Source organism: Domibacillus indicus, assembly GCF_023715895.1.
GTDB lineage: Bacteria > Bacillota > Bacilli > Bacillales > Domibacillaceae > Domibacillus > Domibacillus indicus_A.
On record NZ_JAMBOO010000027.1, the window covers coordinates 23405 to 47676 of the forward strand.

Genomic DNA, 24272 nt, shown 5'->3' on the forward strand with positions numbered 1-24272 from the left:
ATGGCAAAGCGGCCGGGTGTGTCAGCAACCTTCCGCATCAACGCTGTCAAAAACCAACATTGATTATTATACATCCATTTTCTACTGATTGCAATAGTAGAAACAAAAAAAATTACAAACAAAAACAGCCCGGCCGAAACCGGACTGTTTTCGGTGAAAATATGATTATTTTTGGATTGTTGCTACAACGCCAGCGCCTACTGTACGGCCACCTTCACGGATTGAGAATTTAGTACCTTCTTCAATTGCGATTGGAGCAATCAATTCTACTGACATTTCTACGTTGTCACCAGGCATAACCATTTCTACGCCTTCAGGAAGGTTGCAGATACCAGTTACATCAGTTGTACGGAAGTAGAACTGTGGACGGTAGTTTGTGAAGAATGGAGTGTGACGTCCACCCTCTTCTTTAGAAAGAACATAAACTTCCGCTTTGAAAGTTGTATGCGGTGTGATTGTACCTGGCTTTGCAAGTACTTGACCACGTTGGATTTCTTCACGAGCTACACCACGAAGAAGTGCACCGATGTTGTCGCCAGCTTCAGCATAATCAAGAAGCTTACGGAACATTTCAACACCTGTTACAGTTGTTGATTTTGGCTCTTCAGTCAAACCGATGATTTCGATTACGTCACCGACTTTGATTTGTCCGCGCTCAACGCGTCCAGTTGCTACTGTACCACGGCCAGTGATTGAGAAAACATCCTCAACAGGCATCATGAATGGTTTGTCAGTGTCACGTGTTGGAGTTGGGATGTACTCATCTACTGCAGCCATAAGCTCATGAATTTTTTCTTCCCATGCAGCGTCGCCTTCAAGTGCTTTAAGAGCAGAACCTTTGATAACAGGAATGTCATCGCCTGGGAAATCGTACTCAGAAAGAAGGTCGCGAACTTCCATTTCAACTAGCTCAAGAAGCTCTTCGTCATCTACCATGTCACATTTGTTCATGAATACAACTAGGTAAGGTACACCTACTTGACGAGAAAGAAGGATGTGCTCACGAGTTTGCGGCATTGGACCGTCAGAAGCAGATACCACTAGGATACCACCGTCCATTTGTGCTGCACCAGTGATCATGTTTTTAACATAGTCAGCGTGTCCAGGGCAGTCAACGTGTGCATAGTGACGAGTTTCAGTTTCATACTCAACGTGTGCAGTTGAGATTGTGATACCGCGCTCGCGCTCTTCTGGAGCACCATCGATTTGGTCATACGCACGTGCTTCTGCGCCACCTGATTTTGCAAGAACAGTTGTGATTGCAGCTGTTAGAGTTGTTTTACCATGGTCAACGTGGCCAATTGTACCAATGTTAACGTGTGGTTTTGAACGGTCGAATTTTGCTTTTCCCATTAGGAAGTCCTCCTTCAAAATATAGAAATTAGTAGTAGTTTATATTGGTCTTCTTCCGGAAAACATTCATTTTCCGAAAGAAGAGAAAGCTTACAATAGTATTTATACTTGATTAGGAAGTATAAATCAATTATTCGCCTTTATTTTTTTTGATGATTGTTTCCATAACACTCTTTGGTACTTCTTCATAATGATCGAAGTGCATAGAGTAGTTACCGCGACCTTGCGTGTTAGAACGAAGAGTCGTTGCGTAACCAAACATCTCAGAAAGTGGAACGAACGCTTTAACAACTTGCGCGTTACCGCGTGCTTCCATACCTTCTACACGTCCACGGCGTGATGTAACATCACCCATGATGTCGCCAAGATATTCGTCTGGAATAACAACTTCCACTTTCATAAGCGGTTCAAGAAGAACTGGGTTACATTTTGACACTGCATTTTTAAGCGCCATTGAAGCAGCGATTTTAAATGCCATCTCAGATGAATCGACATCATGATAAGAACCGTCAAATAGGCGGGCTTTAACATCGATCAACGGGTAACCAGCAAGAACACCATTTTGCATAGCGTCTTCTAGACCAGCTTGTACAGCAGGAATGTATTCACGTGGTACGGAACCACCAACGATACCGTTTTCGAATTCGAAGCCTTTTCCTTCTTCGTTAGGAGAGAACTCGATCCAAACGTGACCGAACTGACCGCGTCCACCAGATTGACGGGCAAATTTACCTTCAACCTGTGCACTAGCACGGAACGTTTCACGGTATGCTACCTGTGGTGCACCAACGTTTGCTTCTACTTTGAACTCGCGACGCATACGGTCAACAAGGATGTCAAGGTGAAGCTCACCCATACCCGAGATAACAACTTCACCAGTTTCCTGGTCAGTACGTGCATGGAATGTTGGATCTTCTTCTTGAAGTTTTTGAAGTGCTGTTGTCATCTTATCTTGGTCAGCTTTTGTTTTAGGCTCAACTGACAAGTGGATAACAGGTTCAGGGAACACCATAGACTCAAGAATAACAAGGTTTTTCTCATCGCAAAGCGTGTCGCCTGTTGTTGTATCTTTCAATCCAACAGCAGCAGCGATATCACCTGCGTACACTTGTGAAATCTCTTCACGAGAGTTTGCGTGCATTTGAAGGATACGACCTACACGCTCACGCTTGCCTTTTGTTGAGTTCTGAACGTATGAACCAGATGAAAGAACACCTGAGTATACGCGGAAGAACGTCAATTTACCAACGTATGGATCCGTCATAACTTTAAATGCAAGAGCCGAGAACGGCGCTTCATCGCTAGATTCACGTTCCACTTCTTCATCGCTGTCTGGAAGCGTACCTTTGATTGCTGGTACATCAACCGGTGCTGGAAGATAGTCGATAACAGCGTCAAGCATAAGCTGAACACCTTTGTTTTTAAATGCAGAACCAACCATTACTGGGAAGAATTCTACGTTGATAACACCTTTACGAATCGCAGCTTTGATTTCGTCATTCGTCAACTCTTCGCCGCCAAGGTATTTCTCCATTAATTCTTCGTCAAGCTCCGCTACCGCTTCAATTAGCTTTTCACGGTATTCATCAGCTTGATCCTGGTAATCTGCAGGAATGTCAACAACCTCAATTTCAGTACCGAGGTCATTGCCATACATTGTTGCTTTCATTTCAATAAGATCAATGATGCCTGAGAACTCGTCTTCCGCACCGATTGGCAATTGAATTGGGTGAGCATTCGCCATTAGACGGTCATGGATTGTGCCAACAGAGTAAAGGAAGTCAGCACCCAATTTGTCCATTTTGTTGACGAATACAACACGTGGAACGCCGTATGTTGTCGCTTGACGCCATACTGTTTCCGTTTGTGGTTCTACACCTGATTGTGCATCAAGTACAGTTACCGCACCATCAAGTACACGAAGAGAACGTTCAACTTCTACTGTGAAGTCTACGTGCCCTGGTGTATCGATGATGTTAACACGGTGACCTTTCCATTGAGCAGTTGTTGCAGCAGACGTGATTGTAATCCCGCGCTCCTGCTCTTGCTCCATCCAGTCCATTTGTGAAGCACCTTCGTGCGTTTCACCAATTTTATGGATACGGCCAGTGTAATAAAGGATACGCTCAGTCGTTGTTGTTTTACCAGCATCGATGTGAGCCATAATTCCGATGTTACGAGTGTTTTTTAAGGAGAACTCTCTTGCCATCTATTATCTTTCTCCTTCCTGAATTAGGGTAGGTTTAAGTTTTGTTTTAAAAATTACCAGCGGTAGTGAGCGAATGCTTTGTTCGCTTCCGCCATTTTGTGTGTATCTTCGCGTTTCTTAACAGAAGCACCGCTGTTGTTTGCCGCATCAAGAATTTCAGCTGCAAGGCGCTCTTCCATTGTTTTTTCACCGCGTAGGCGCGCATAGTTTACCAACCAGCGAAGACCTAGTGTTGTGCGGCGCTCAGGACGAACTTCAATAGGTACCTGGTAGTTCGCACCGCCGACACGGCGTGCTTTAACCTCTAGTACCGGCATGATGTTTTTCATCGCCTGGTCGAATACTTCCATTGGATCATTTCCCGTGCGTTCACGGATTGTATCAAAAGCTGCGTAAAGGATGGCTTGGGATTTTCCACGCTTCCCGTCAACCATCATTTTGTTAATAAGACGAGTAACTAATTTTGAGTTGTAAAGCGGATCAGGCAATACGTCTCTTTTTGCTACAGGACCTTTACGTGGCATGTGTTTTCCTCCTTTCGGAAATTCAAGTTATGTTTTTTTAAATTATGCTTTTGGTGCTTTAGGACGTTTTGTACCGTATTTTGAACGGCCTTGACGACGAGTTTCAACGCCGGCAGTATCAAGCGCTCCACGAACGATGTGGTAACGTACCCCCGGTAAGTCTTTTACACGTCCGCCGCGGATCAAAACGACACTGTGCTCTTGAAGGTTATGGCCGATACCAGGGATATAAGCTGTTACTTCAATACCGTTACTCAAACGCACACGCGCATATTTACGAAGCGCTGAGTTCGGTTTTTTCGGCGTCATTGTTCCCACACGTGTGCAAACACCGCGTTTTTGCGGAGAAAGTACATCTGTTTGGGATTTCTTAAAGCTGTTGAATCCTTTATTAAGCGCCGGAGACTTCGATTTAGTGATCTTTGATTTACGAGGCTTACGTACTAACTGATTAATAGTAGGCATGTAAAGATCCTCCCTTCCTTTTTTTCTAAGCCAACACAACCAGGTGGCTCATTTTTGGGCAAAAACAAAGTTCTTGCAGCAAACCTGCAAAAACGTTCTTTGCGAATAGTGGCAATGATTGTTTTGGTCCTATCTCCATACATAAAGTAAGGTCGTACAGGAACACCTTGATCATAGTATCATTTTCATTTTCTAGTGTCAACTATTCTTTTTAAAAATTTTATCGGCGCCGGTATAATCCAGGCGCCGATAAAAAATTATTCGACTGTAACTGATTCTTCTTCTTTTAGATTTGCTTCGGATTGACGGTAACGCTGCATACCAGTACCCGCTGGAACGAGTTTTCCGATAATAACGTTCTCTTTCAAACCAAGCAATTCGTCGCGCTTTCCTTTGATCGCAGCATCGGTCAGGACACGAGTTGTCTCCTGGAAGGATGCAGCAGACAAGAAGGAATCCGTTTCGAGGGATGCTTTTGTAATTCCCAGAAGGATCGGACGGCCTGTTGCCGGAATTCCGCCTTCAAGAAGAACTTTTTCATTGGCATCACGGAACTGATGAATTTCAAGCAGACTGCCTGGAAGAACATCTGTATCTCCCGCTTCAAGCACACGTACTTTACGAAGCATTTGGCGAACCATTACTTCAACGTGTTTATCGCCGATTTCAACCCCCTGCATACGGTATACCTTCTGCACTTCACGCAGTAAGTATTCCTGAACAGATGTGACATCTTTGATTTTCAAGTATTCTTTCGGATCGATAGACCCTTCTGTTAATACTTGGCCGCGTTCGATCGTATCGTTTACGGCTACTTTTAAGCGTGCTGTATATGGAGCGTTATAGGTGCGTGTTTCCACGTCGCCTGCAATAGTGATCTCCTGCTGACGGTCACGGCCTTCTGTAATAGACGTAATGGTTCCGTTGATTTCCGAAATGATCGCCTGACCTTTCGGGTTACGCGCTTCGAAAATCTCCTGGATACGCGGAAGACCCTGCGTAATATCGTCTCCGGCTACGCCGCCTGTGTGGAACGTACGCATTGTAAGCTGTGTTCCCGGCTCCCCGATTGACTGGGCAGCAATAATACCGACTGCTTCGCCAACTTCCACTTCCTGGCCGGTCGCCAAGTTGCGTCCGTAGCATTTTTTACATACGCCATGACGTGTGTTGCAAGTGAATGCTGAGCGGATCCATACGGTTTCCACGCCTGCTTCCACAACCACTTTCGCCAAGTCTTCATCAATTTGTTCGTTTTCACGGACAAGCACTTCACCCGTTTCCGGATGCTTGATTGCTTTACGTGAATAACGGCCAATAAGACGCTCTTCAAGTGCCTCGATAATTTCCGTGCCGTCTTTGATCGAGCTGATTTCCAGGCCGCGATCTGTCCCACAGTCATCCTCGCGAACGATAACGTCCTGCGCTACGTCAACGAGACGACGTGTTAAGTAACCTGAATCGGCTGTTTTCAGGGCGGTATCGGCAAGACCTTTACGCGCACCGTGTGTCGAGATAAAGTACTCGAGTACCGTCAGACCTTCACGGAACGAAGATTTGATCGGAAGTTCGATAATCCGGCCGGCCGGGTTGGCCATGAGTCCGCGCATACCAGCAAGCTGTGTAAAGTTGGACGCGTTACCACGGGCTCCGGAATCACTCATCATGAAGATCGGGTTGCGTTTATCAAGGGATTCCATCAATTTGCCCTGGATAACATCTTTCGCTGCGCTCCAGACAGAAATAACGCGGTCATAGCGCTCTTCTTCGGTAATTAAACCGCGGCGGAACTGCTTCATAACGTTGTCCACTTTTGCCTGTGCTTCTTTTAGAATTCCCTCTTTTTCACCCAATACAACGATATCCGCTACCCCTACTGTGATACCCGCTTTTGTCGAGTGTCTAAAGCCGAGGTCTTTCATGCGGTCAAGCATTTTGGATGTTTCAGTAATCTTGAAGCGTTTGAATACTTCAGCAATGATGTTACCAAGAATTTTCTTTTTAAACGGAGCAACAATTTCCTGCTTGGCAATGTGTTCAGGCACATTTGCGCCTGCATCTAAGAAATATTTCTCCGGTGTTTTTACTTCAAGGTTGCTGCTTGTTGGTTCGTTAATGTACGGGAATGTATCCGGTAAAATTTCATTAAAGATCAATTTACCAACCGTTGTAACAAGAAGCTTTTTGTTTTGTTCTTCTGTGAAGGTCTGGTTTTCAAGAGATGAAGCTGCCACCGCCACACGTGTGTGCAGGTGAACATATCCATTTTGATAAGCCAAAATTGCTTCGTTTGTATCTTTAAAGACGGCCCCTTCTCCTACTGCTCCTTCACGCTCAAGCGTTAAGTAGTAGTTACCGAGTACCATATCCTGTGAAGGCGTAACAACTGGTTTTCCGTCTTTCGGATTCAAAATGTTCTGTGCAGCAAGCATCAGCATACGCGCTTCCGCTTGTGCTTCTGCTGAAAGCGGCACGTGAACAGCCATTTGGTCACCATCAAAGTCCGCGTTGTATGCTGTACATACGAGCGGGTGAAGGCGAATCGCACGACCTTCTACCAATGTTGGTTCAAATGCCTGGATACCAAGACGGTGAAGCGTCGGTGCGCGGTTTAGGAGAACCGGATGCTCACGGATTACTTCTTCAAGCACATCCCACACATCAGACTGAACGCGTTCAATTTTACGTTTTGCACTTTTAATGTTGTGCGCAAGTCCACGCTCAACAAGTTCTTTCATAACGAACGGTTTGAAAAGTTCAAGCGCCATTTCTTTTGGAAGGCCGCATTGATACATTTTCAAGTTCGGACCAACGACGATTACAGAACGGCCAGAGTAGTCAACCCGCTTACCAAGCAAGTTTTGACGGAAGCGGCCCTGTTTCCCTTTCAGCATATGTGAAAGAGATTTTAATGGACGGTTACCCGGTCCTGTAACAGGACGTCCACGGCGTCCATTGTCGATCAACGCGTCTACTGCTTCTTGAAGCATACGCTTTTCGTTTTGAACAATGATGCTTGGCGCACCAAGGTCTAGCAAGCGTTTAAGACGGTTGTTCCGGTTAATTACACGGCGGTACAAGTCATTCAAATCAGACGTCGCAAAGCGGCCGCCATCCAGCTGTACCATTGGACGAAGTTCTGGCGGGATAACCGGCAGCACATCTAGAATCATCCAGTCTGGACGGTTGCCAGAATGACGGAATGCTTCAATCACTTCAAGGCGCTTGATCGCACGTGTACGGCGCTGGCCTTGCGCTGATTTTAATTCTTCTTTTAACTGTTCTGTTTCTTTATCAAGGTCAATGTCTTGAAGAAGCTTTTTGATCGCTTCTGCACCCATAGACGCCTGGAACTTACTGCCGTATTTGTCGCGGTAAGTACGGAACTCTTTTTCGGAAAGAAGCTGCTTTTTCTCAAGCGCTGTATCCCCTGATTCTGTTACTACGTAAGATGCGAAGTAAATGACTTCTTCCAATGCACGTGGAGACATGTCCAGAACAAGACCCATACGGCTTGGAATTCCTTTGAAATACCAAATATGCGAAACAGGCGCAGCCAGCTCAATGTGCCCCATACGCTCACGGCGCACTTTCGCTTTTGTTACTTCAACGCCACAACGGTCACACACAACGCCTTTATAACGAACACGCTTGTATTTGCCGCAATGACATTCCCAGTCTTTCGTAGGACCAAAAATCCGTTCACAGAATAAGCCGTCTTTTTCCGGCTTCAGCGTACGGTAGTTAATAGTTTCAGGTTTTTTAACTTCTCCATAAGACCATGAACGGATCTTATCCGGTGAAGCGAGACCGATTTTCATGTACTCAAAATTATTGACATCCAGCAAGGGGCCTACCTCCCTTTTCTTTTTACCGATTTCCTTGAAAGCGCCCAAAAAGCGCTCGGAGCGCTTTTTGGACGAACTGCTATTTATATGGGTCAGTCTGTTGATCCGATTGGCTCGATTCCAGCGGCTTCAGGAGCGATATTTAACGTATCGGCCTGCTGCACATCATCCTCATCCTCAAGATCGCGCATTTCAATTTCTTGATCGTCTCCTGACATGATTTTCACGTCAAGACCAAGACTTTGAAGTTCTTTGATCAATACTTTGAATGATTCAGGAACACCTGGTTCTGGAACATTTTCGCCTTTCACAATCGCTTCGTATGTTTTCACACGGCCAACGATGTCATCGGACTTAACTGTTAAGATCTCTTGAAGTGTATAAGCGGCACCATATGCTTCAAGCGCCCAAACCTCCATCTCACCGAAACGCTGTCCGCCGAACTGGGCTTTACCGCCAAGCGGCTGCTGTGTAACAAGTGAGTATGGTCCAGTAGAACGCGCATGGAGCTTATCGTCAACCATGTGCGCAAGCTTGATCATATACATGATTCCAACAGATACACGGTTGTCAAATGGCTCACCACTGCGGCCATCGTACAAGACCGTTTTCGCATCACGGCTCATGCCGGCTTCTTCGATTGTTTCCCACACATCGTCCTCGGTTGCACCATCAAATACTGGTGACGCAACATGAATGCCGAGGTAGCGGGCAGCCATACCTAAGTGAAGCTCAAGCACCTGACCGATGTTCATACGGGAAGGTACGCCGAGCGGGTTAAGCATGATATCAACCGGTGTGCCATCCGGCAGGAACGGCATGTCTTCTTCCGGTAAGATACGGGAGATTACCCCTTTGTTACCGTGACGGCCGGCCATTTTATCCCCTTCAGAAATCTTCCGTTTTTGAACGATGTACACACGTACCAGCTGGTTTACACCTGGTGGCAGCTCATCGCCGTCTTCACGGTTAAAGACTTTTACATCGAGGACAATTCCGCTTCCGCCGTGAGGAACACGAAGCGACGTATCACGAACTTCACGTGCTTTTTCACCGAAGATTGCATGAAGAAGGCGTTCTTCTGCTGTCAGTTCTGTTACACCTTTAGGCGTGACTTTCCCAACAAGCAAATCACCGTCTTTTACTTCTGCACCAACACGGATAATTCCACGGTCATCAAGGTTGCGAAGCGCATCTTCACCGACATTTGGAATATCGCGCGTAATTTCTTCAGGCCCAAGCTTCGTGTCACGTGATTCTGACTCGTATTCTTCGATATGGATCGATGTATAGACGTCATCTTTCACAAGACGCTCGCTCATAATAATCGCATCTTCATAGTTATAGCCGTCCCATGTCATGAACGCGACAAGAACGTTGCGGCCAAGGGCAAGTTCGCCGAGTTCCATTGATGGACCATCCGCTAAAATCTCACCTTTTTTCACACGGTTGCCGACTGCAACAATTGGACGCTGGTTGTAGCATGTTCCTTGGTTGGAACGAATGAATTTTTGCAGTTTGTATTTATCAAGATCGCCTTTGATTTCCTGTCCATCTACTTCCTGAATGCGGCGGACAAGAATTTGACGTGCTTCTACACGCTCAACGATTCCTTCATGCTTACAAATAACAGCAGCTCCGGAGTCTTTTGCAGATACGTATTCCATACCTGTTCCGACGATCGGTGCTTCCGGCTGCATCAATGGTACAGCCTGACGCTGCATGTTCGCTCCCATAAGGGCACGGTTGGAGTCATCGTTTTCTAAGAACGGGATACATGCTGTCGCAGCAGAAACAACCTGTTTCGGAGATACGTCCATGTAGTCCACGCGCTCACGTTTAACGACGGTATTTTCACCGCGGAAACGAGCAACGACTTCTTCTTCCGCAAATGATCCATCTTCATTTAATGGAACATTTGCCTGGGCTACTACATAGTTGTCTTCTTCGTCCGCAGTCAAGTAATCAATACGCTGTGTTACACGACCTGTGTCTGGATCAACACGACGGTACGGTGTTTCAATGAAGCCAAAGCGGTTTACTTTTGCGAAAGAAGACAATGAGTTGATCAGCCCGATGTTTGGACCCTCAGGTGTTTCAATCGGACACATACGGCCATAGTGAGAGTAATGAACGTCACGGACTTCAAAGCCGGCACGCTCACGCGTCAAACCACCTGGTCCGAGTGCAGATAAACGGCGTTTATGCGTTAATTCACCAAGCGGGTTCGTCTGGTCCATGAACTGTGAAAGCTGGGAGCTTCCAAAGAACTCTTTAATAGACGCAATCACTGGGCGGATGTTAATCAACTGCTGCGGTGTGATCGTTTGTGTGTCTTGAATCGACATACGCTCACGAACCACACGCTCCATACGGGATAAACCGATACGGAATTGGTTTTGCAGAAGCTCGCCTACTGAACGCAGACGGCGGTTACCAAGGTGATCAATATCATCTGTGTCGCCTACTCCGTAAAGAAGGTTGAAGAAATAACCGATTGACGCAATGATGTCTGCCGGCGTGATATTCTTCACATTCATTTCCGGGAAGCCGTTTCCGATAATGTTGATAACCTGCTCTTCTTCGCTGTTTGGTGCATATACTTTAATAGTCTGAACAGTCATATCCTCTTCAACTACACCGCCGCTTTGACGGTATGTTTTAAAGGCTACGCCGTTTTCAAGATACGGAATGATTTTATCGAGCGTGCGGCGGTCTAGTACAGTGCCTGCTTCTGCGATAATTTCACCTGTTTCCGGATCGGCAAGTGTCTCTGCCAGACGCTGTCCAAACAAACGGTTTTTCGTGTGAAGCTTTTTATTCATTTTATAACGACCAACGCTTGCGAGGTCATACCGTTTCGGGTCAAAGAAGCGGGAAACCAAAAGGCTTTTCGCATTTTCAACTGTTGGCGGCTCACCCGGGCGAAGGCGCTCATAAATTTCAATCAACGCTTTTTCCGTTGTTTCAGTGTTGTCTTTTTCGAGTGTGTTGCGCAAGTATTCGTTATCACCAAGCAAGTCGATGATTTCTTGATCAGTGCCAAACCCTAATGCACGTAGTAATACCGTAATCGGCAATTTACGTGTCCGGTCGATCCGAACATACACAATGTCTTTAGCATCTGTTTCATACTCAAGCCATGCGCCACGGTTTGGAATAACGGTCGCAGTAAATCCGCGCTTACCGTTTTTATCCAGTTTACCGTTGTAGTATACGCTTGGAGAACGAACAAGCTGAGAAACGATAACGCGCTCTGCACCATTAATAATAAATGTTCCTGTTTCGGTCATAAGCGGGAAATCGCCCATGAAAACTTCTTGATCTTTCACTTCGCCCGTTTCTTTATTTAAAAGACGGACTTTCACGCGGAGCGGCGCAGAATACGTAACATCACGCTCTTTCGACTCATCCACGGGATACTTTGGCTCTGCCAGGCTGTAATCAATAAATTCCAGTGCCAGATTACCTGTGAAATCTTCAATCGGAGAAATGTCCTGGAACATTTCACGCAGACCCTCATCAAGAAACCATTGATAGGAGGCTGTTTGAATTTCAATCAAATTCGGTAAATCTAATACTTCACTAATGCGCGCATAGCTTCTGCGCTGGCGGTGTCGTCCATACTGAACTAGTTGACCTGTCAACTGATTCACCCCTCAAATCAAGCGTTATTATTGCCTATACTTTATCTTCAAGCAGAGTATTTTCATACTCAACAAGACAAAAAGAAAAAGGTTTTGTCAAAGAAAACCTCATTTTTATCACAATTGGCCCTATTTTGTTGTCATTGTTCCCATTTTAACAAAAAAATATTCTCATTGACAAACGGGCACAAATATTATATTGGCATTTTACAATAATAGCATACGGTTTTTTTAGGGTCAATTATTTTTTCGCTCGTAAAATAAAATAGCCCTTAGACTTCGCTGCTACATCACATGAGCCAGCCAGACGCTCCATTTCTTTCATTACAGACGGTGCTCCCTGCTTCTTTTGAATGACGACCCACAGTTCGCCGCCCTCTCTGAGCTTCGCAAATCCTGTTTGAATAATGTCAAATACCACTTCTTTTCCTGCACGAATAGGCGGATTCGTCAGCACAGCGGCAAATCCTTCTTCCGATACATTTTGAAGACGGTCACTTTTATAAATTTGAACGTTCTCTACTCCGTTTCGCTTTGCATTTTTGCGTGCGAGATCAAGAGCCCGTTCGTTTACATCAATCATATGAATCGTCCGGCTTGGCTGCTCGGGTGCGATTGAAAGGCCAATCGGCCCATAACCGCAGCCTGCATCTAAGATGGGACCCTCTGCTTCAGGCCATTCGAATGTTTCAATTAACAATCTTGAGCCAAAATCTACTTCCGATTTTGAAAAAACACCTGCATCGGTTTCGAATCTATAGGTCCGTTCCCGCAGTACAAAATCAAACTGCTGCAGACGGTGCTCACTGTTTGGTTTATTGGAAAAATAATGATCTGCCACGATCATTTCCCCTTTCAACAAACAAAAGCCCGCTGTAAAACCAGCGGACTTTTGTGTCATTGTATCAAAGAATTACTTCACTTCTACAGAAGCGCCAACTTCTTCAAGTTTCGCTTTAAGCTCTTCAGCTTCTTCTTTCGCGATACCTTCTTTAAGTGCTTTAGGAGTGTTATCAACTAGCTCTTTCGCTTCTTTCAAGCCAAGACCTGTGATTTCGCGAACTACTTTGATAACTTTGATTTTTTGGTCGCCTGCACCGTTAAGGATAAGGTCGAATTCTGTTTTTTCTGCTGCTGCGTCGCCGCCTGCAGCACCTGCTACTGCAACTGGTGCAGCTGCTGTTACGCCGAATTCTTCTTCGATTGCTTTTACAAGGTCGTTCAATTCAAGAACGGACATTTCTTTGATTGCTTCAATGATTTGCTCTTTAGACATTTTGTATTTCCTCCTTAGTGTGTTTTAAAAATGTTTTTTTATTCGTTAAACCGCTAAGCGGCTTTTCTTACAATTATGCGCCTTGCTCTTCTTTTTGGTCGGCCACTGCTTTCGCTGCAAGAGCGAAGTTGCGGATTGGCGCTTGAAGAACGCTGAGTACCATAGAAAGAAGTCCTTCGCGTGATGGAAGTTCTGCAAGTGCTTTAACTTCCTCAACAGATACGAAGTTCCCTTCAAGAACACCCGCTTTGATTTCAAGGGCGTCGTTTTTCTTCGCGAATTCGTTCAAGATCTTCGCTGGAGCCACAACATCCTCAGCACCGAACGCGATTGCGTTTGGACCTGTAAGGAACTCTCCAAGTCCTTCGATGCCTGCTTGTTCAGCTGCGCGGCGAGTCATTGTATTTTTGTATACTTTGAACTCAACGCCTGCTTCACGAAGCTGCTTACGAAGTTCCGTTACTTGTGCCACGGAAAGACCGCGGTAGTCAACGATGACTGTCGATGGGCTGTTTTTTAGTTTGTCAGCGATTTGGCCAACAAGTTCTTGTTTTTTCTCGATAACGCTGCTCATCTGCTACACCTCCTGTAAAATTTGTCTGAACGAAAAACGTTCACTCATTTTATACCGTTTAGGAAACGTAAAAAGCCTCCATGTCCCGTAAGACATGGAGGCACGAAAAGCGGACAAAGCCGCGCAATCTATTTCGCAAGTCCTCGGCAGGATGATTAAGCTTGAAAGCCCCTGCTGTCTACGGTACAAATGTGCATATGTGATTAAGTTGCTGCTTACTAACTGTAAGCCCAACGAATATTACTTTAACATAAAGTTTTTACGTTGTCAACTTAGTTTTTTACTGCTGTGAAAGATGCTGCATCTACTTTGATACCAGGGCCCATTGTAGATGTAACAGCGATGTTTTTCATGTAAATGCCTTTAGCTGCCGAAGGCTTTACTTTCAACATTGTATCAAAGATAGCTGTAAAGTTTTCAACAAGCTTTTCGCTTTCGAAAGATACTTTACCAACTGGTACGTGGATGTTACCTGCTTTATCAACACGGTATTCTACTTTACCAGCTTTGATTTCTTGGATCGCTTTTGTTACATCAAATGTTACTGTGCCAGTTTTCGGGTTCGGCATCAAGCCTTTTGGTCCAAGAACGCGGCCTAGTTTACCAACTTCACCCATCATGTCAGGTGTAGCTACGATTACGTCAAATTCGAACCAGCCTTGTTGGATTTTGTTGATGAAGTCGCTGTCACCTACGTAGTCTGCACCAGCTGCTTCAGCTTCTTTTGCTTTTTCGCCTTTTGCGAATACAAGAACGCGTTGTGTTTTACCTGTTCCGTTTGGAAGAACAAGCGCACCGCGGATTTGTTGGTCTGCTTTTTTCGGGTCAACGCCAAGACGGAATGCCGCCTCAACTGTTGCATCGAATTTAACTGTAGTTGTTTTCTTTACAAGCTCAATTGCTTCTTCTACTGAATATTGTTTCGTGCGGTCAACAAGTTTAGCCGCATCTTGAAACTTTTTACCTTGTTTAGCCATGTTTTGTTTCCTCCTTATGTGGTTTTAGCGGAATTTACCTCCCACGAATAAAGGCTGCGGATGAAGTATCGCTACTTCACTCGCAACCTCCCAAAAACGAACAACCGATTAATCTTCAATCACAATACCCATGCTGCGGGCAGTACCTTCAACCATACGCATAGCTGCTTCAACATCAGCTGCGTTTAGATCAGGCATTTTTGTTTCAGCAATTTCACGCACTTTATCACGTTTAACCGTTGCAACTTTGTTGCGGTTCGGTTCTCCAGATCCTGACTCGATGCCAGCTGCTTTTTTCAAAAGAACGGCTGCAGGCGGAGTTTTTGTGATGAATGTAAATGAACGGTCTTCAAAAACCGAAATTTCAACCGGGATAATCAATCCTGCTTGATCTGCTGTACGCGCATTGAATTCTTTACAGAATCCCATGATGTTAACACCAGCTTGACCTAGTGCCGGACCAACCGGCGGCGCAGGGTTTGCTTTACCTGCAGGAATTTGCAGTTTTACGACTTTAATTACTTTTTTAGCCACGAGACACACCTCCTTAAGTCCGTGATGTGGTACATGGGGCTTTGCCCCTCCCACTCTGTCTATCTTTATTTGAATAAAGATGATTAATAAAAATGAGTCTTACTCAGTACGACACGTACTGACCTAAAAAATAGTAACATTTTTCAAACAAGATTTCAACCCGTTTTCAGGATAATTTATTCACTTGATCAAAATCAAGCTCAACAGGTGTTTCACGACCGAACATATTTACAAGCACTTTCAGCTTTCCTTTGTCCTGGTCAATTTCTTCAACGCTGCCTTCAAACTCCGCAAACGGCCCTTCTTTCACAATCACGGTTTCACCAAGCTCATAGCCGGCATCGTGACGGCGCTCATCCATTCCCATTTGCTTCAGAATAGATGTTACTTCATCCGGAAGCAAAGGCGTTGGCTTAGAGCCATGGCCAGCAGATCCAACGAATCCGGTTACACCCGGTGTATTGCGGACGACATACCACGAATCGTCGGTCATTACGATTTCAACAAGTACGTATCCGGGGAATACTTTCCGCTTTGTCACTTTTTCTTTGCCGTTTTTTACATCGCGCTCTTCTTCTTCCGGTACAATGACACGGAAAATTTTATCCTGCATTCCCATTGACTCAACGCGTTTTTCTAAGTTCGCTTTTACTTTGTTCTCGTACCCTGAGTACGTGTGAACAACATACCAATTTTTTTCCATAGAAAGGGACTTGTGTCCTTCCCTCCTTTTCATTTAAACGAAAAGCGCAAGACGCCTATTCACCAGCAGCAAGTGCGGCATCATTCCGCAGCACTTTTTCGACCCGCAGCATGCGGGTCTCCGAGCTGACAGCGCCTGGAGCTAGACATTTTTTGAACCAAATGAAAAAACCCGTTAAACGGGCTTTTCAGGTCCGCATGATGCGGGTCATCAAGGCTTTTGGGCACAATGCTGTGCTTTTTGCCTTTGGTCTTATTATCATTATCCATTATAGCACGGAAAAAACACTGTGTATTCAAGTAATTTTCCAGACAGCTTTTTACATTGCCAAAACCCAGCGCACGAGCGCTGAAATGCCGTAATCAACGACCGAGAAAAAAAGAGCAAGAAAGATTACGGTTGAAATAACGGTAATCGTATACGTTGTAAGCTCTTTTCGTTTCGGCCAGCTGACTTTGCCCATTTCAGAACGCACGTTACGGAAAAACTGCGTAATGCGTGACATTTGCTGAAACCTCCAAAAGAAGCGCCGGTGTCATTTCGTTTGTTTATGCATAGTATGCTGGTTACAGACACCGCAAAATTTTTTTATTTCAAGGCGCTCGCCGCTGGCTGTATTTACCGTCGTCGAGTAATTACGTGATCCGCATACTGAACACGCAAGAGGCACTTTTTTTGCCATGTTATCACCTTACCATTTCGATTCTTAAAACGTATCATTGAAAGCGGGCTTTCGTCAAGTTTCATTGAATCGTAATTTCCTTGAATTCCAGATACCGCTCCAGCTTTCGTTTTACCCTTTGCAGGGCGTTATCAATTGATTTTACGTGCCGGTTAAGCTGCTCAGAGATTTCCTGGTACGAACGGCCGTCAAGGTAAAGAGCCAGTACCTGACGCTCTAAATCACTTAAAAGCTCGTTTACTTTTCCTTCAATGCTTGAAAATTGTTCGCGGTTAATAATTAATTCCTGTGGGTCGCTCGCTTTCGTTCCTGTCAGCACATCCATAAGCGTCCGATCTGATTCTTCATCGTAAATCGGCTTATCGAGCGATACGTAGGAATTAAGCGGGATGTGTTTCTGGCGGGTTGCCGTTTTAATGGCCGTAATAATTTGGCGGGTAATGCACAGCTCCGCAAAAGCCCGAAACGTGCTAAGCTTGTCCCCTTTGTAGTCGCGGACCGCCTTGTATAATCCAATCATGCCTTCCTGCACAATATCTTCCTTGTCAGCTCCGATTAAAAAATAAGAGCGGGCTTTGGCCCGGACAAAATTTCGGTATTTATGAATGACAAAATCGAGGGCTTCGCTGTTTCCTTTGTGCACAAGTTCCACAAGCTGTTCATCACTAAGCATATCCATTCCTGGACTAATCAAACGGTTCACGCTTACACATCTCCCTCCGCCTGTCAATCTTCGCTAGGATTAGTATACAGTACCATTTTTTTCTGCGTCAATCTTCATTTTTTTCCTCTGCGCCACTTCTCAAACGTTTCGGCGGTTTCTTTACTGAGCGGAATTCTCGCGTGTGGCTTGATTTCACTGATCTCCCCGAGGTTTTTTCGAATTCCTTTTTGTGTAATTGACAATTCTGTTAAAAGTTCCCGCGCAGAAATGCGGAGAGCTCCCTGGCCGAATACAGCCCATTGCTCTGTATAGTCCGATGTAGCGACCGTTACTTGATCACGCACATTCGTCAATTCAATGGCCATTCGTTCAATTCGCTCATCCGCCGTTTCATTTTCACGCGTAAAAATCACTTCTACCTTGGCATCGCGGTACTTTTTCTCCGTTCCTTTGACAAAGTGCGCATCGAATACAATAATCACGCGGCAGCCGTGGGCGCCCTGATACTCCGCCATTAGTTCGACAAGGCGGTCACGGGCACCGCCAAAATCTACGTTTTTCAACCGGCGAAGCTCCGGCCACGCGCCAATCATGTTATAGCCATCGACGAGGAGAATATCCATTGTCAGCTCCCCAGCGGATGACGCTTCCGGTATACTTCGTACATGAGCAGGGCAGCCGCTACCGACGCGTTAAGAGAAGTAACGTGACCGACCATCGGCAGCTGAATGAGAAAATCACATTTTTCTTTTACAAGACGGCTGACACCGCGGCCTTCACTGCCAATCACAAGGCAAAGAGGCATCGTGCCGTCAAACCGGCGGTAATCTTCGGCACCCGATGCATCTGTTCCGGCAATCCAAATTCCCCGCTCTTTTAACTCATCCATTGTGCGGGCAAGATTCGTGACGCGGGCTACCGGAATGTATTCGATGGCGCCTGTGGAGGCTTTCGCAGCCGTTGCGGTTAAACTCACGGACCGGCGCTTTGGAATAATAATTCCATGCGCGCCGACTGCATCGGCCGTCCGCATAATCGAGCCAAGATTATGCGGATCTTCGAGCTCATCAAGCAGGAGGAAAAACGGCGGTTCACCGCTTTCTTCTGCTTTGGCAAACAAGTCGTCAATTTCTGCATACTGGTACGCTGCAACAGACGCTGCGACTCCCTGGTGATTCTCCGGCACCACTTGCTCAATTTTTCGCTTCGGCACCATTTGAACCGGAATGCTCAGTTCTTTTGCTTTGGCGATAATTTGCTGAATCGAGCCTTTTTGTGCCCCTTCCTGCACCCAAAGCTTATTGATATCACGTCCGGCACGCAGTACTTCCATGACCGGGTTTCGTCCCCCGATCCATTCTTGTTCCTGTGTCATCCGTTCGTCCCTCCGTTCTCTAAGATGTTATAGATAATCTCTTCCATTCGCTCAAGCCGGCCGGTTAAAAACAAAAAACCGATGACAGCTTCAAGAGCGGTACTGTGGTTATAGGTCAGAACATCTGTGTTTTTTGGAGTATGCCCTGATTTTGCATTGCGTCCACGCTTGGCGACCGTTTCTTCTTCTTCGGTTAAAAACTGTTCTTCAAAAAGCCGGTGCAGCTGGGCAGCCTGTGCCTTGGCAGTGACGAATTTTGTCGAAGCGCGGTGCAGGTCGTTCGGCTTTACCCGGCCGGACTCCAGCAAAAACTTCCGCACATACACTTCGTATACAGCATCTCCCATATAAGCCAGCGCCAGCCCGTTCAGCTGTCTTGCATCTTTAAGCGGTTCTGCGAGTCCTTTCATCATCCGCGTCTCCAACGGATTCCTTGAGCCGTATCTTCCAGGATAATATTCATGTCTTTGAGCTGATCGCGAATGCTGTCTGCGCGGGCGAAATCTCGATTTTTGCGCGCTTCATTCCGCTCCTGGATCAATGCTTCAATTTCCTCATCCAATAGTTCCTCCTGCTGCAGCTGCAGGCCGAGCACGAAAAACATATCTTCAAATTTCGACAAAAATGCATCAATGACTTCTGTAGATGTATGGTCCTCAAGTAGATATACATTCGCATCTTTTGATAAATCAAACAGTACGGAAATGGCATTGGCTGTGTTAAAGTCATCATCCATTTCCTGCAGGAAACGCTCGTGGTGACGATTCACTTTTTCGATCCATTGATCGTTATGGTCCGTTAAATTGGTGCTGGATTCTTTGCGGTGCTTTACATTTTGATAAGCCGTTTTCAACCGGTCAAGCGAAGCGGCAGAGCTGTCGAGCAATTCTTTGTTGTAGTTAACCGGATTGCGGTAATGAACCGACAGCATGAAGAAGCGAAGCACCTGCGGGTCCACCTCTTTAATAATGTCATGGACGAGTACAAAGTTGCCAAGTGATTTGGACATTTTTTCGTTATCGATGTTAATGTAGCCGTTATGCAGCCAATAACGGGCAAACGGCTTACCTGTTAATGCTTCCGACTGGGCAATTTCATTTTCATGGTGCGGGAATGTTAAATCCTGGCCGCCTGCATGAATATCAATCGAATCACCAAGATACTTACGGGCCATTGCCGAGCATTCAATATGCCAGCCGGGACGTCCTTCTCCCCATGGGCTGCTCCAGGAGATTTCTCCTTCTTTCGCTGCTTTCCATAAAACAAAATCAAGTGCGTCGTCTTTTTTCTCGCCTGCGCCAATACGGGCACCGACTTTTAGTTCATCAATAGATTGATGAGACAATTTGCCGTATCCATTAAATTTACGGGTCCGGTAGTACACGTCTCCGCCGGATTCATAAGCAAATCCTTTGTTTACAAGCTCGGCAATAAATTCAATAATCAGTTCAATGCTTTCTGTTACGCGCGGATGAACGTCGGCTGTCTGGCAACCCAGTGCGTGGGTATCTTCAAAGTATGCCTGAATAAAACGTTCGGCAATGACCGGCACCTCTTCTCCGAGCTCGTTCGCTGCCCGGATCAGCTTGTCATCCACGTCGGTAAAGTTTGATACATACTTTACTTCGTATCCGCGGTATTGCAGATGGCGGCGCACTGTATCAAATACAATAGCCGGACGGGCATTTCCGATATGAATGTAGTTATACACAGTTGGACCGCATACATACATCTTTACTTTCCCCTCTTCAAGCGGGACAAATTCTTCTTTTTTGCGCGTCAGCGTATTATATAATTTAATGGACATTCGTGTGATCCCCTCTCTTCATTTCTTCCTTCAAGTAAGCAATTTCTGCTTCCAGGCTTTTTAAGCGGTCGGCAACCGGGTCAGGCATATTGCTGTGGTTTAAATCCTTTACAGAAGGCTGAACTTTTTTGCCATTCTGTATAACAACCCGGCCCGGAATCCCAACAACCGTTGAATTGGCCGGTACATCTTTTAATACAACCGAGCCAGCGCCAACCCGGGCGCATTCCCCAATGGTAATCGAGCCGAGCACCTTCGCTCCTGTGGCAATCAATGCTCCGTCAAGAACAGTGGGATGGCGCTTTCCTTTTTCTTTACCAGTTCCCCCGAGTGTCACCCCTTGATAAAGCGTAACATTGTCACCAATTTCACATGTTTCCCCAATGACAACGCCCATACCGTGATCGATAAAAAGACCGCGGCCAATCCGGGCACCTGGATGAATTTCAATGCCTGTGAAAAAGCGGCTGATTTGAGAAATAACCCGGGCAATAAAATAAAACTTCCGTTTGTAAAACCCATGGGCCAGGCGATGCGCCCAAATGGCATGCAGCCCCGAATACGTTAAAATCACTTCCAAGTAACTTCTTGCTGCCGGGTCCTGCTCAAAAATCGTGTCGATGTCCTGCTTTAATACACGCAGCATTGTTTCCACTCCTCCCAAATCCTTTTTCAGACATACAAAAAAACGCCTCTGATAGACAGAGACGTTTTGTATACGCGGTTCCACTCTGTTTGAAAAACGGCCCTTCGCCATTTTCCCAACTCCAGATCGATAACGGGGATTTCCCGCTGCCGCTTACTTTTTGTTCAGCCGCAGGCTCCGAGGGGCACTTCTGCGGACAGAGAGGCCTAAACCGCTCGCAGCCATGGCGGTTCTCTCTGAAAGGCATCTGCCGCTTACTTTTCCTCTTCAACGCTTTACTTTATATATACTCTATTATATACAGGTCCGCCTTTTAATCAAGAACAGTATTCAAACGTGTAATGACTTTTTCGCGGCCAAGCAGCTCGATCGCTTTCGGAAGGTCTGGTCCATGTGTCTGGCCAGTTACAGCTGCACGAATTGGCATAAACAGCTTTTTGCCTTTATGGCCTGTTTCTTTTTGTACTTCCTTCATTGCTTTTTTCACACCTTCTGCCTGGAACGGCTCAAGAGCTCCTGCTTTTTCAGCAAATGCGTGAAGCACTTCAGGAACTTGTTCTTCGGAAAGAACTTCTTTCGCTTCTTCTTCGTAAGAAACCTCTTCTTTGAAGAATAGACCCGATAATTCGACAATTTCTGCACCGTAACTCATTTTTTCCTGATAAAGCGCGATTAAGCTTGTTACCCATTCTTCTTTTTCAGGAGAAAGCGTTTCTTCGATCAAGCCTGCTTTCACAAGATGCGGCCGCGCAAGTTCAACGACCCGATCCACCGGCTGCTCCTTCATGTACTGGTTGTTCATCCAAAGAAGCTTTTGTTTATCGAAAAATGCTGGTGATTTAGACAGGCGGGCTGCATCAAACTGCTCAATAAACTGCTCTTTCGTGTAGATTTCCTCTTCTTCTTTCGGTGACCAGCCAAGAAGTGTAATAAAATTGAGCAATGCTTCCGGCAGATAGCCAAGCTCTTTGTACTGCTCAATAAACTGAATGATGGATTCATCACGCTTGCTCAGCTTCTTACGGCTTTCGTTTACGATCAACGTCATATGACCGAATACAGGCGGTTCAAAGCCAAGCGCCTTGTAAATAAGCAGTTGCTTCGGTGTATTGGAAATATGGTCGTCTCCACGAAGAACATGCGTCATTTTCATTAAATGATCGTCTACCGCTACAGCAAAGTTGTATGTTGGCGTTCCGTCCTGCTTGACGATAACGAAGTCACCACCGATGCCATCCGACTCAAAAGATACCTCTTCTTTTACGATATCATTGAATGTAATCGTCTCGCCTGATGGAACAAGAAAACGAATGCTTGGACGACGGCCTTCCGCTTCTAAAACAGCTCTTTCTTCGTCTGTCAGATGACGGCATTTCCCCGAATAGCCGGCGATTTCGTTGCGCTCTTGCTGCGCCGTGCGCTCCGCTTCCAGCTCTTCAGCGGTGCAGTAGCATTTATACGCTTTTCCTTCTGCTAAAAGCTGCTCATAGTACTGTTTGTATAAATCGTTTCGTTCTGATTGACGGTACGGTCCGTATTCACCGCCGACATCCGGCCCTTCATCCCAGTCGACGCCAAGCCATTTCAAATATTCCAGCTGGCTTTGTTCGCCGCCTTCAATATTCCGCTTTTGGTCTGTGTCCTCAATCCGGATAATAAATGATCCGCCAAGGTTGCGGGCATATAAATAGTTAAAAAGCGCTGTCCGCGCGTTCCCGATATGTAAATGGCCAGTTGGGCTCGGCGCGTAGCGAACACGTACATGATTTGTCATTGCTTTTTCCTCCGATGCTGTTTTACCTTTGTTTTTTTACCAATAGAACGGCTGCCTGTGATGCGATGCCTTCGCCTCTTCCCGGGAACCCGAGTTTTTCGGTCGTTGTGGCTTTCACATTTACTTGATCTGTGTCCGCCTGGAGCAGTTCGGCAATGCGCTCCTGCATCGCGCCAATATAAGGTGCCATTTTTGGCTTTTGGGCGATAATCGTGCAATCGATATTCCCCAGCTCATAGCCTTTGTTTTGTACAAGCTGCCAAACGTGCTCCAGCAGCTTCGCAGAATCTGCATCTTTAAATGCGGCATCTGTGTCCGGAAAATGACGGCCAATATCCCCCTCACCAATCGCTCCAAGACATGCGTCTGCCACGGTGTGCAAAAGCACATCCGCATCCGAGTGGCCGAGCAGTCCTTTGTCATGCGGAATGGTAATGCCGCCGATAATAAGCGGGCGTCCTTCTACAAGCTGATGCACATCAAACCCTTGTCCAATTCGAAACATATTATTTACACCTTGCTTTCATTTCTTTTTGCAATAATCGCCCGGGCAAAATATAAATCTTCCGGTGTCGTTAATTTAATATTGTCATAATCACTTTCGACAATACAAACAGGGTAGCCGGTCCGTTCCACAAGCGATGATTCATCGGTTCCCAAAAAGTCTTCTTCTTCCGCTTTTTTCTGGGCAGAAAGAAGAACCTCTTTTTGAAAAGCCTGCGGTGTTTGCACGGACCAGAGGCTTGACCGTTCGACTGTTTCGGACACAATGCCGCTTGCCGCTTTTTTTATTGTGTCTTTGACCGGGACAGCCGCAATGGCTGCACCTGTTGCCCAGGCGCTTTCGACAAGCGTCGCAACCGTTTCTTTTGTAATAAACGGCCGCGCTCCATCGTGAACAAGGACAATGTCTGATTCCGGCGGAAGCGCCTTTAAACCACTGTAGACACTGTGCTGCCGTTCTTTGCCGCCATCTGCGAATGCGCACACTTTTGTAATTCGGTGTATGGCTAAAAGCTGCTCAAATTCCTTCCGTTCATCCGGATGAACCGACAGCACAATGCCTCTGCATGACGCATCCGTCTCAAATACAGTGAGCGTATGAATAATAAGCGGCAGCCCTTCAAGCTCAAGCAGCACTTTGTTCATGCCTGCTTTCATACGCTTTCCTTTTCCGGCAGCTGGAATCACGACATAATAGTCCATTCGTTTAA

At 46.0% G+C, this 24272-nt stretch carries 23 protein-coding genes and 2 other annotated features; all 23 genes read right to left on the reverse strand.

Translation table 11 applies throughout. The annotated features are described in order from the left end of the window. Nucleotides 1–165: 165 nt before the first annotated feature. Nucleotides 166–1353 carry an elongation factor Tu gene (tuf, locus tag M3221_RS21845; protein WP_251273782.1) on the reverse strand — a complete coding sequence of 396 codons (1188 nt, stop codon included), beginning with the start codon at nt 1351–1353 and terminating at the stop codon, nt 166–168. A 130-nt stretch (nt 1354–1483) separates the two neighbouring features. Next, nucleotides 1484–3562, reverse strand: a complete 2079-nt coding sequence (fusA, locus tag M3221_RS21850; RefSeq protein ID WP_251273783.1) for an elongation factor G — start codon at nt 3560–3562, stop codon at nt 1484–1486. Between the two features lie 53 nt (nt 3563–3615). Then, the gene (rpsG, locus tag M3221_RS21855; RefSeq protein ID WP_045851849.1) at nt 3616–4086 is read right to left on the reverse strand and encodes a 30S ribosomal protein S7; all 471 of its coding nucleotides are present in this window, start codon (nt 4084–4086) and stop codon (nt 3616–3618) included. 42 nt (nt 4087–4128) lie between these two features. After that, complete coding sequence (gene rpsL / locus M3221_RS21860) at nt 4129–4551, reverse strand: 30S ribosomal protein S12 (RefSeq protein ID WP_045851848.1); 423 nt, start codon at nt 4549–4551, stop codon at nt 4129–4131. 257 nt (nt 4552–4808) lie between these two features. Then, on the reverse strand, nt 4809–8399 hold the full coding sequence (rpoC, locus tag M3221_RS21865) for a DNA-directed RNA polymerase subunit beta' (RefSeq protein WP_251273784.1): 3591 nt from the start codon (nt 8397–8399) through the stop codon (nt 4809–4811). A gap of 92 nt (nt 8400–8491) precedes the next feature. Beyond that, nucleotides 8492–12046 carry a DNA-directed RNA polymerase subunit beta gene (gene rpoB, locus M3221_RS21870; RefSeq protein WP_242236794.1) on the reverse strand — a complete coding sequence of 1185 codons (3555 nt, stop codon included), beginning with the start codon at nt 12044–12046 and terminating at the stop codon, nt 8492–8494. Between the two features lie 241 nt (nt 12047–12287). Then, the gene (locus tag M3221_RS21875) at nt 12288–12887 is read right to left on the reverse strand and encodes a class I SAM-dependent methyltransferase (protein WP_251273785.1); all 600 of its coding nucleotides are present in this window, start codon (nt 12885–12887) and stop codon (nt 12288–12290) included. A gap of 72 nt (nt 12888–12959) precedes the next feature. Then, the gene (gene rplL, locus M3221_RS21880) at nt 12960–13322 is read right to left on the reverse strand and encodes a 50S ribosomal protein L7/L12 (protein WP_251273786.1); all 363 of its coding nucleotides are present in this window, start codon (nt 13320–13322) and stop codon (nt 12960–12962) included. A 73-nt stretch (nt 13323–13395) separates the two neighbouring features. Further along, on the reverse strand, nt 13396–13896 hold the full coding sequence (rplJ, locus tag M3221_RS21885; RefSeq protein WP_242236800.1) for a 50S ribosomal protein L10: 501 nt from the start codon (nt 13894–13896) through the stop codon (nt 13396–13398). Nucleotides 13897–13955: 59 nt separating this feature from the next. Continuing rightward, nucleotides 13956–14098 (reverse strand) — a sequence feature (ribosomal protein L10 leader region). Nucleotides 14099–14168: 70 nt separating this feature from the next. Next, nucleotides 14169–14873 carry a 50S ribosomal protein L1 gene (gene rplA, locus M3221_RS21890; RefSeq protein WP_251273787.1) on the reverse strand — a complete coding sequence of 235 codons (705 nt, stop codon included), beginning with the start codon at nt 14871–14873 and terminating at the stop codon, nt 14169–14171. Nucleotides 14874–14981: 108 nt separating this feature from the next. Next, nucleotides 14982–15407 carry a 50S ribosomal protein L11 gene (gene rplK / locus M3221_RS21895; protein ID WP_045851841.1) on the reverse strand — a complete coding sequence of 142 codons (426 nt, stop codon included), beginning with the start codon at nt 15405–15407 and terminating at the stop codon, nt 14982–14984. A 166-nt stretch (nt 15408–15573) separates the two neighbouring features. Next, nucleotides 15574–16110, reverse strand: a complete 537-nt coding sequence (gene nusG / locus M3221_RS21900) for a transcription termination/antitermination protein NusG (protein WP_251273788.1) — start codon at nt 16108–16110, stop codon at nt 15574–15576. 319 nt (nt 16111–16429) lie between these two features. Beyond that, on the reverse strand, nt 16430–16615 hold the full coding sequence (gene secE / locus M3221_RS21905; protein ID WP_242236808.1) for a preprotein translocase subunit SecE: 186 nt from the start codon (nt 16613–16615) through the stop codon (nt 16430–16432). Between the two features lie 30 nt (nt 16616–16645). Next, a complete protein-coding gene (gene rpmG / locus M3221_RS21910; RefSeq protein WP_050182407.1) occupies nt 16646–16792 on the reverse strand; it encodes a 50S ribosomal protein L33 in 147 nt (48 codons plus the stop codon). 61 nt (nt 16793–16853) lie between these two features. Then, nucleotides 16854–17471, reverse strand: a complete 618-nt coding sequence (sigH, locus tag M3221_RS21915) for an RNA polymerase sporulation sigma factor SigH (RefSeq protein WP_251273802.1) — start codon at nt 17469–17471, stop codon at nt 16854–16856. A gap of 98 nt (nt 17472–17569) precedes the next feature. Next, the gene (locus M3221_RS21920) at nt 17570–18079 is read right to left on the reverse strand and encodes an NYN domain-containing protein (protein ID WP_251273789.1); all 510 of its coding nucleotides are present in this window, start codon (nt 18077–18079) and stop codon (nt 17570–17572) included. A 2-nt stretch (nt 18080–18081) separates the two neighbouring features. Continuing rightward, nucleotides 18082–18831, reverse strand: a complete 750-nt coding sequence (rlmB, locus tag M3221_RS21925; RefSeq protein ID WP_251273790.1) for a 23S rRNA (guanosine(2251)-2'-O)-methyltransferase RlmB — start codon at nt 18829–18831, stop codon at nt 18082–18084. Further along, nucleotides 18828–19241 (reverse strand): Mini-ribonuclease 3, encoded by a 414-nt coding sequence (locus M3221_RS21930; protein WP_285881792.1) that lies wholly within the window; start codon nt 19239–19241, stop codon nt 18828–18830. Before M3221_RS21930 ends, rlmB begins: the two co-directional genes overlap by 4 nt. Beyond that, nucleotides 19241–20638: a cysteine--tRNA ligase gene (cysS, locus tag M3221_RS21935; protein ID WP_251273792.1), complete on the reverse strand. Its 1398-nt coding sequence runs from the start codon at nt 20636–20638 to the stop codon at nt 19241–19243. The genes M3221_RS21930 and cysS overlap by 1 nt, the downstream gene beginning before the upstream one ends. Further along, the gene (gene cysE / locus M3221_RS21940; protein WP_309241441.1) at nt 20628–21368 is read right to left on the reverse strand and encodes a serine O-acetyltransferase; all 741 of its coding nucleotides are present in this window, start codon (nt 21366–21368) and stop codon (nt 20628–20630) included. Before cysE ends, cysS begins: the two co-directional genes overlap by 11 nt. Then, nucleotides 21339–21564 (reverse strand) — a binding site (T-box leader). It overlaps the preceding gene by 30 nt. Nucleotides 21565–21597: 33 nt before the next feature. Next, on the reverse strand, nt 21598–23058 hold the full coding sequence (gltX, locus tag M3221_RS21945) for a glutamate--tRNA ligase (RefSeq protein WP_251273794.1): 1461 nt from the start codon (nt 23056–23058) through the stop codon (nt 21598–21600). Between the two features lie 22 nt (nt 23059–23080). Further along, complete coding sequence (ispF, locus tag M3221_RS21950; protein ID WP_251273795.1) at nt 23081–23563, reverse strand: 2-C-methyl-D-erythritol 2,4-cyclodiphosphate synthase; 483 nt, start codon at nt 23561–23563, stop codon at nt 23081–23083. A 5-nt stretch (nt 23564–23568) separates the two neighbouring features. Next, on the reverse strand, nt 23569–24264 hold the full coding sequence (ispD, locus tag M3221_RS21955; RefSeq protein ID WP_251273796.1) for a 2-C-methyl-D-erythritol 4-phosphate cytidylyltransferase: 696 nt from the start codon (nt 24262–24264) through the stop codon (nt 23569–23571). Nucleotides 24265–24272: the final 8 nt, after the last annotated feature.

Excerpts from the sequence above, each read along its gene's own strand:
- tuf (WP_251273782.1), bottom strand. The coding sequence starts at position 1,353 with ATGGGAAAAGCAAAATTCGACCGTTCAAAACCACACGTTAACATTGGT.
- fusA (WP_251273783.1), bottom strand. The coding sequence starts at position 3,562 with ATGGCAAGAGAGTTCTCCTTAAAAAACACTCGTAACATCGGAATTATG.
- rpsG (WP_045851849.1), bottom strand. The coding sequence starts at position 4,086 with ATGCCACGTAAAGGTCCTGTAGCAAAAAGAGACGTATTGCCTGATCCG.
- rpsL (WP_045851848.1), bottom strand. The coding sequence starts at position 4,551 with ATGCCTACTATTAATCAGTTAGTACGTAAGCCTCGTAAATCAAAGATC.
- rplL (WP_251273786.1), bottom strand. The coding sequence starts at position 13,322 with ATGTCTAAAGAGCAAATCATTGAAGCAATCAAAGAAATGTCCGTTCTT.
- rplJ (WP_242236800.1), bottom strand. The coding sequence starts at position 13,896 with ATGAGCAGCGTTATCGAGAAAAAACAAGAACTTGTTGGCCAAATCGCT.
- rplA (WP_251273787.1), bottom strand. The coding sequence starts at position 14,873 with ATGGCTAAACAAGGTAAAAAGTTTCAAGATGCGGCTAAACTTGTTGAC.
- nusG (WP_251273788.1), bottom strand. The coding sequence starts at position 16,110 with ATGGAAAAAAATTGGTATGTTGTTCACACGTACTCAGGGTACGAGAAC.
- secE (WP_242236808.1), bottom strand. The coding sequence starts at position 16,615 with ATGTCACGCATTACGCAGTTTTTCCGTAACGTGCGTTCTGAAATGGGC.
- rpmG (WP_050182407.1), bottom strand. The coding sequence starts at position 16,792 with ATGGCAAAAAAAGTGCCTCTTGCGTGTTCAGTATGCGGATCACGTAAT.
- sigH (WP_251273802.1), bottom strand. The coding sequence starts at position 17,471 with ATGGATATGCTTAGTGATGAACAGCTTGTGGAACTTGTGCACAAAGGA.
- M3221_RS21920 (WP_251273789.1), bottom strand. The coding sequence starts at position 18,079 with ATGGATATTCTCCTCGTCGATGGCTATAACATGATTGGCGCGTGGCCG.
- rlmB (WP_251273790.1), bottom strand. The coding sequence starts at position 18,831 with ATGACACAGGAACAAGAATGGATCGGGGGACGAAACCCGGTCATGGAA.
- M3221_RS21930 (WP_285881792.1), bottom strand. The coding sequence starts at position 19,241 with ATGAAAGGACTCGCAGAACCGCTTAAAGATGCAAGACAGCTGAACGGG.
- cysS (WP_251273792.1), bottom strand. The coding sequence starts at position 20,638 with ATGTCCATTAAATTATATAATACGCTGACGCGCAAAAAAGAAGAATTT.
- gltX (WP_251273794.1), bottom strand. The coding sequence starts at position 23,058 with ATGACAAATCATGTACGTGTTCGCTACGCGCCGAGCCCAACTGGCCAT.
- ispF (WP_251273795.1), bottom strand. The coding sequence starts at position 23,563 with ATGTTTCGAATTGGACAAGGGTTTGATGTGCATCAGCTTGTAGAAGGA.
- ispD (WP_251273796.1), bottom strand. The coding sequence starts at position 24,264 with ATGGACTATTATGTCGTGATTCCAGCTGCCGGAAAAGGAAAGCGTATG.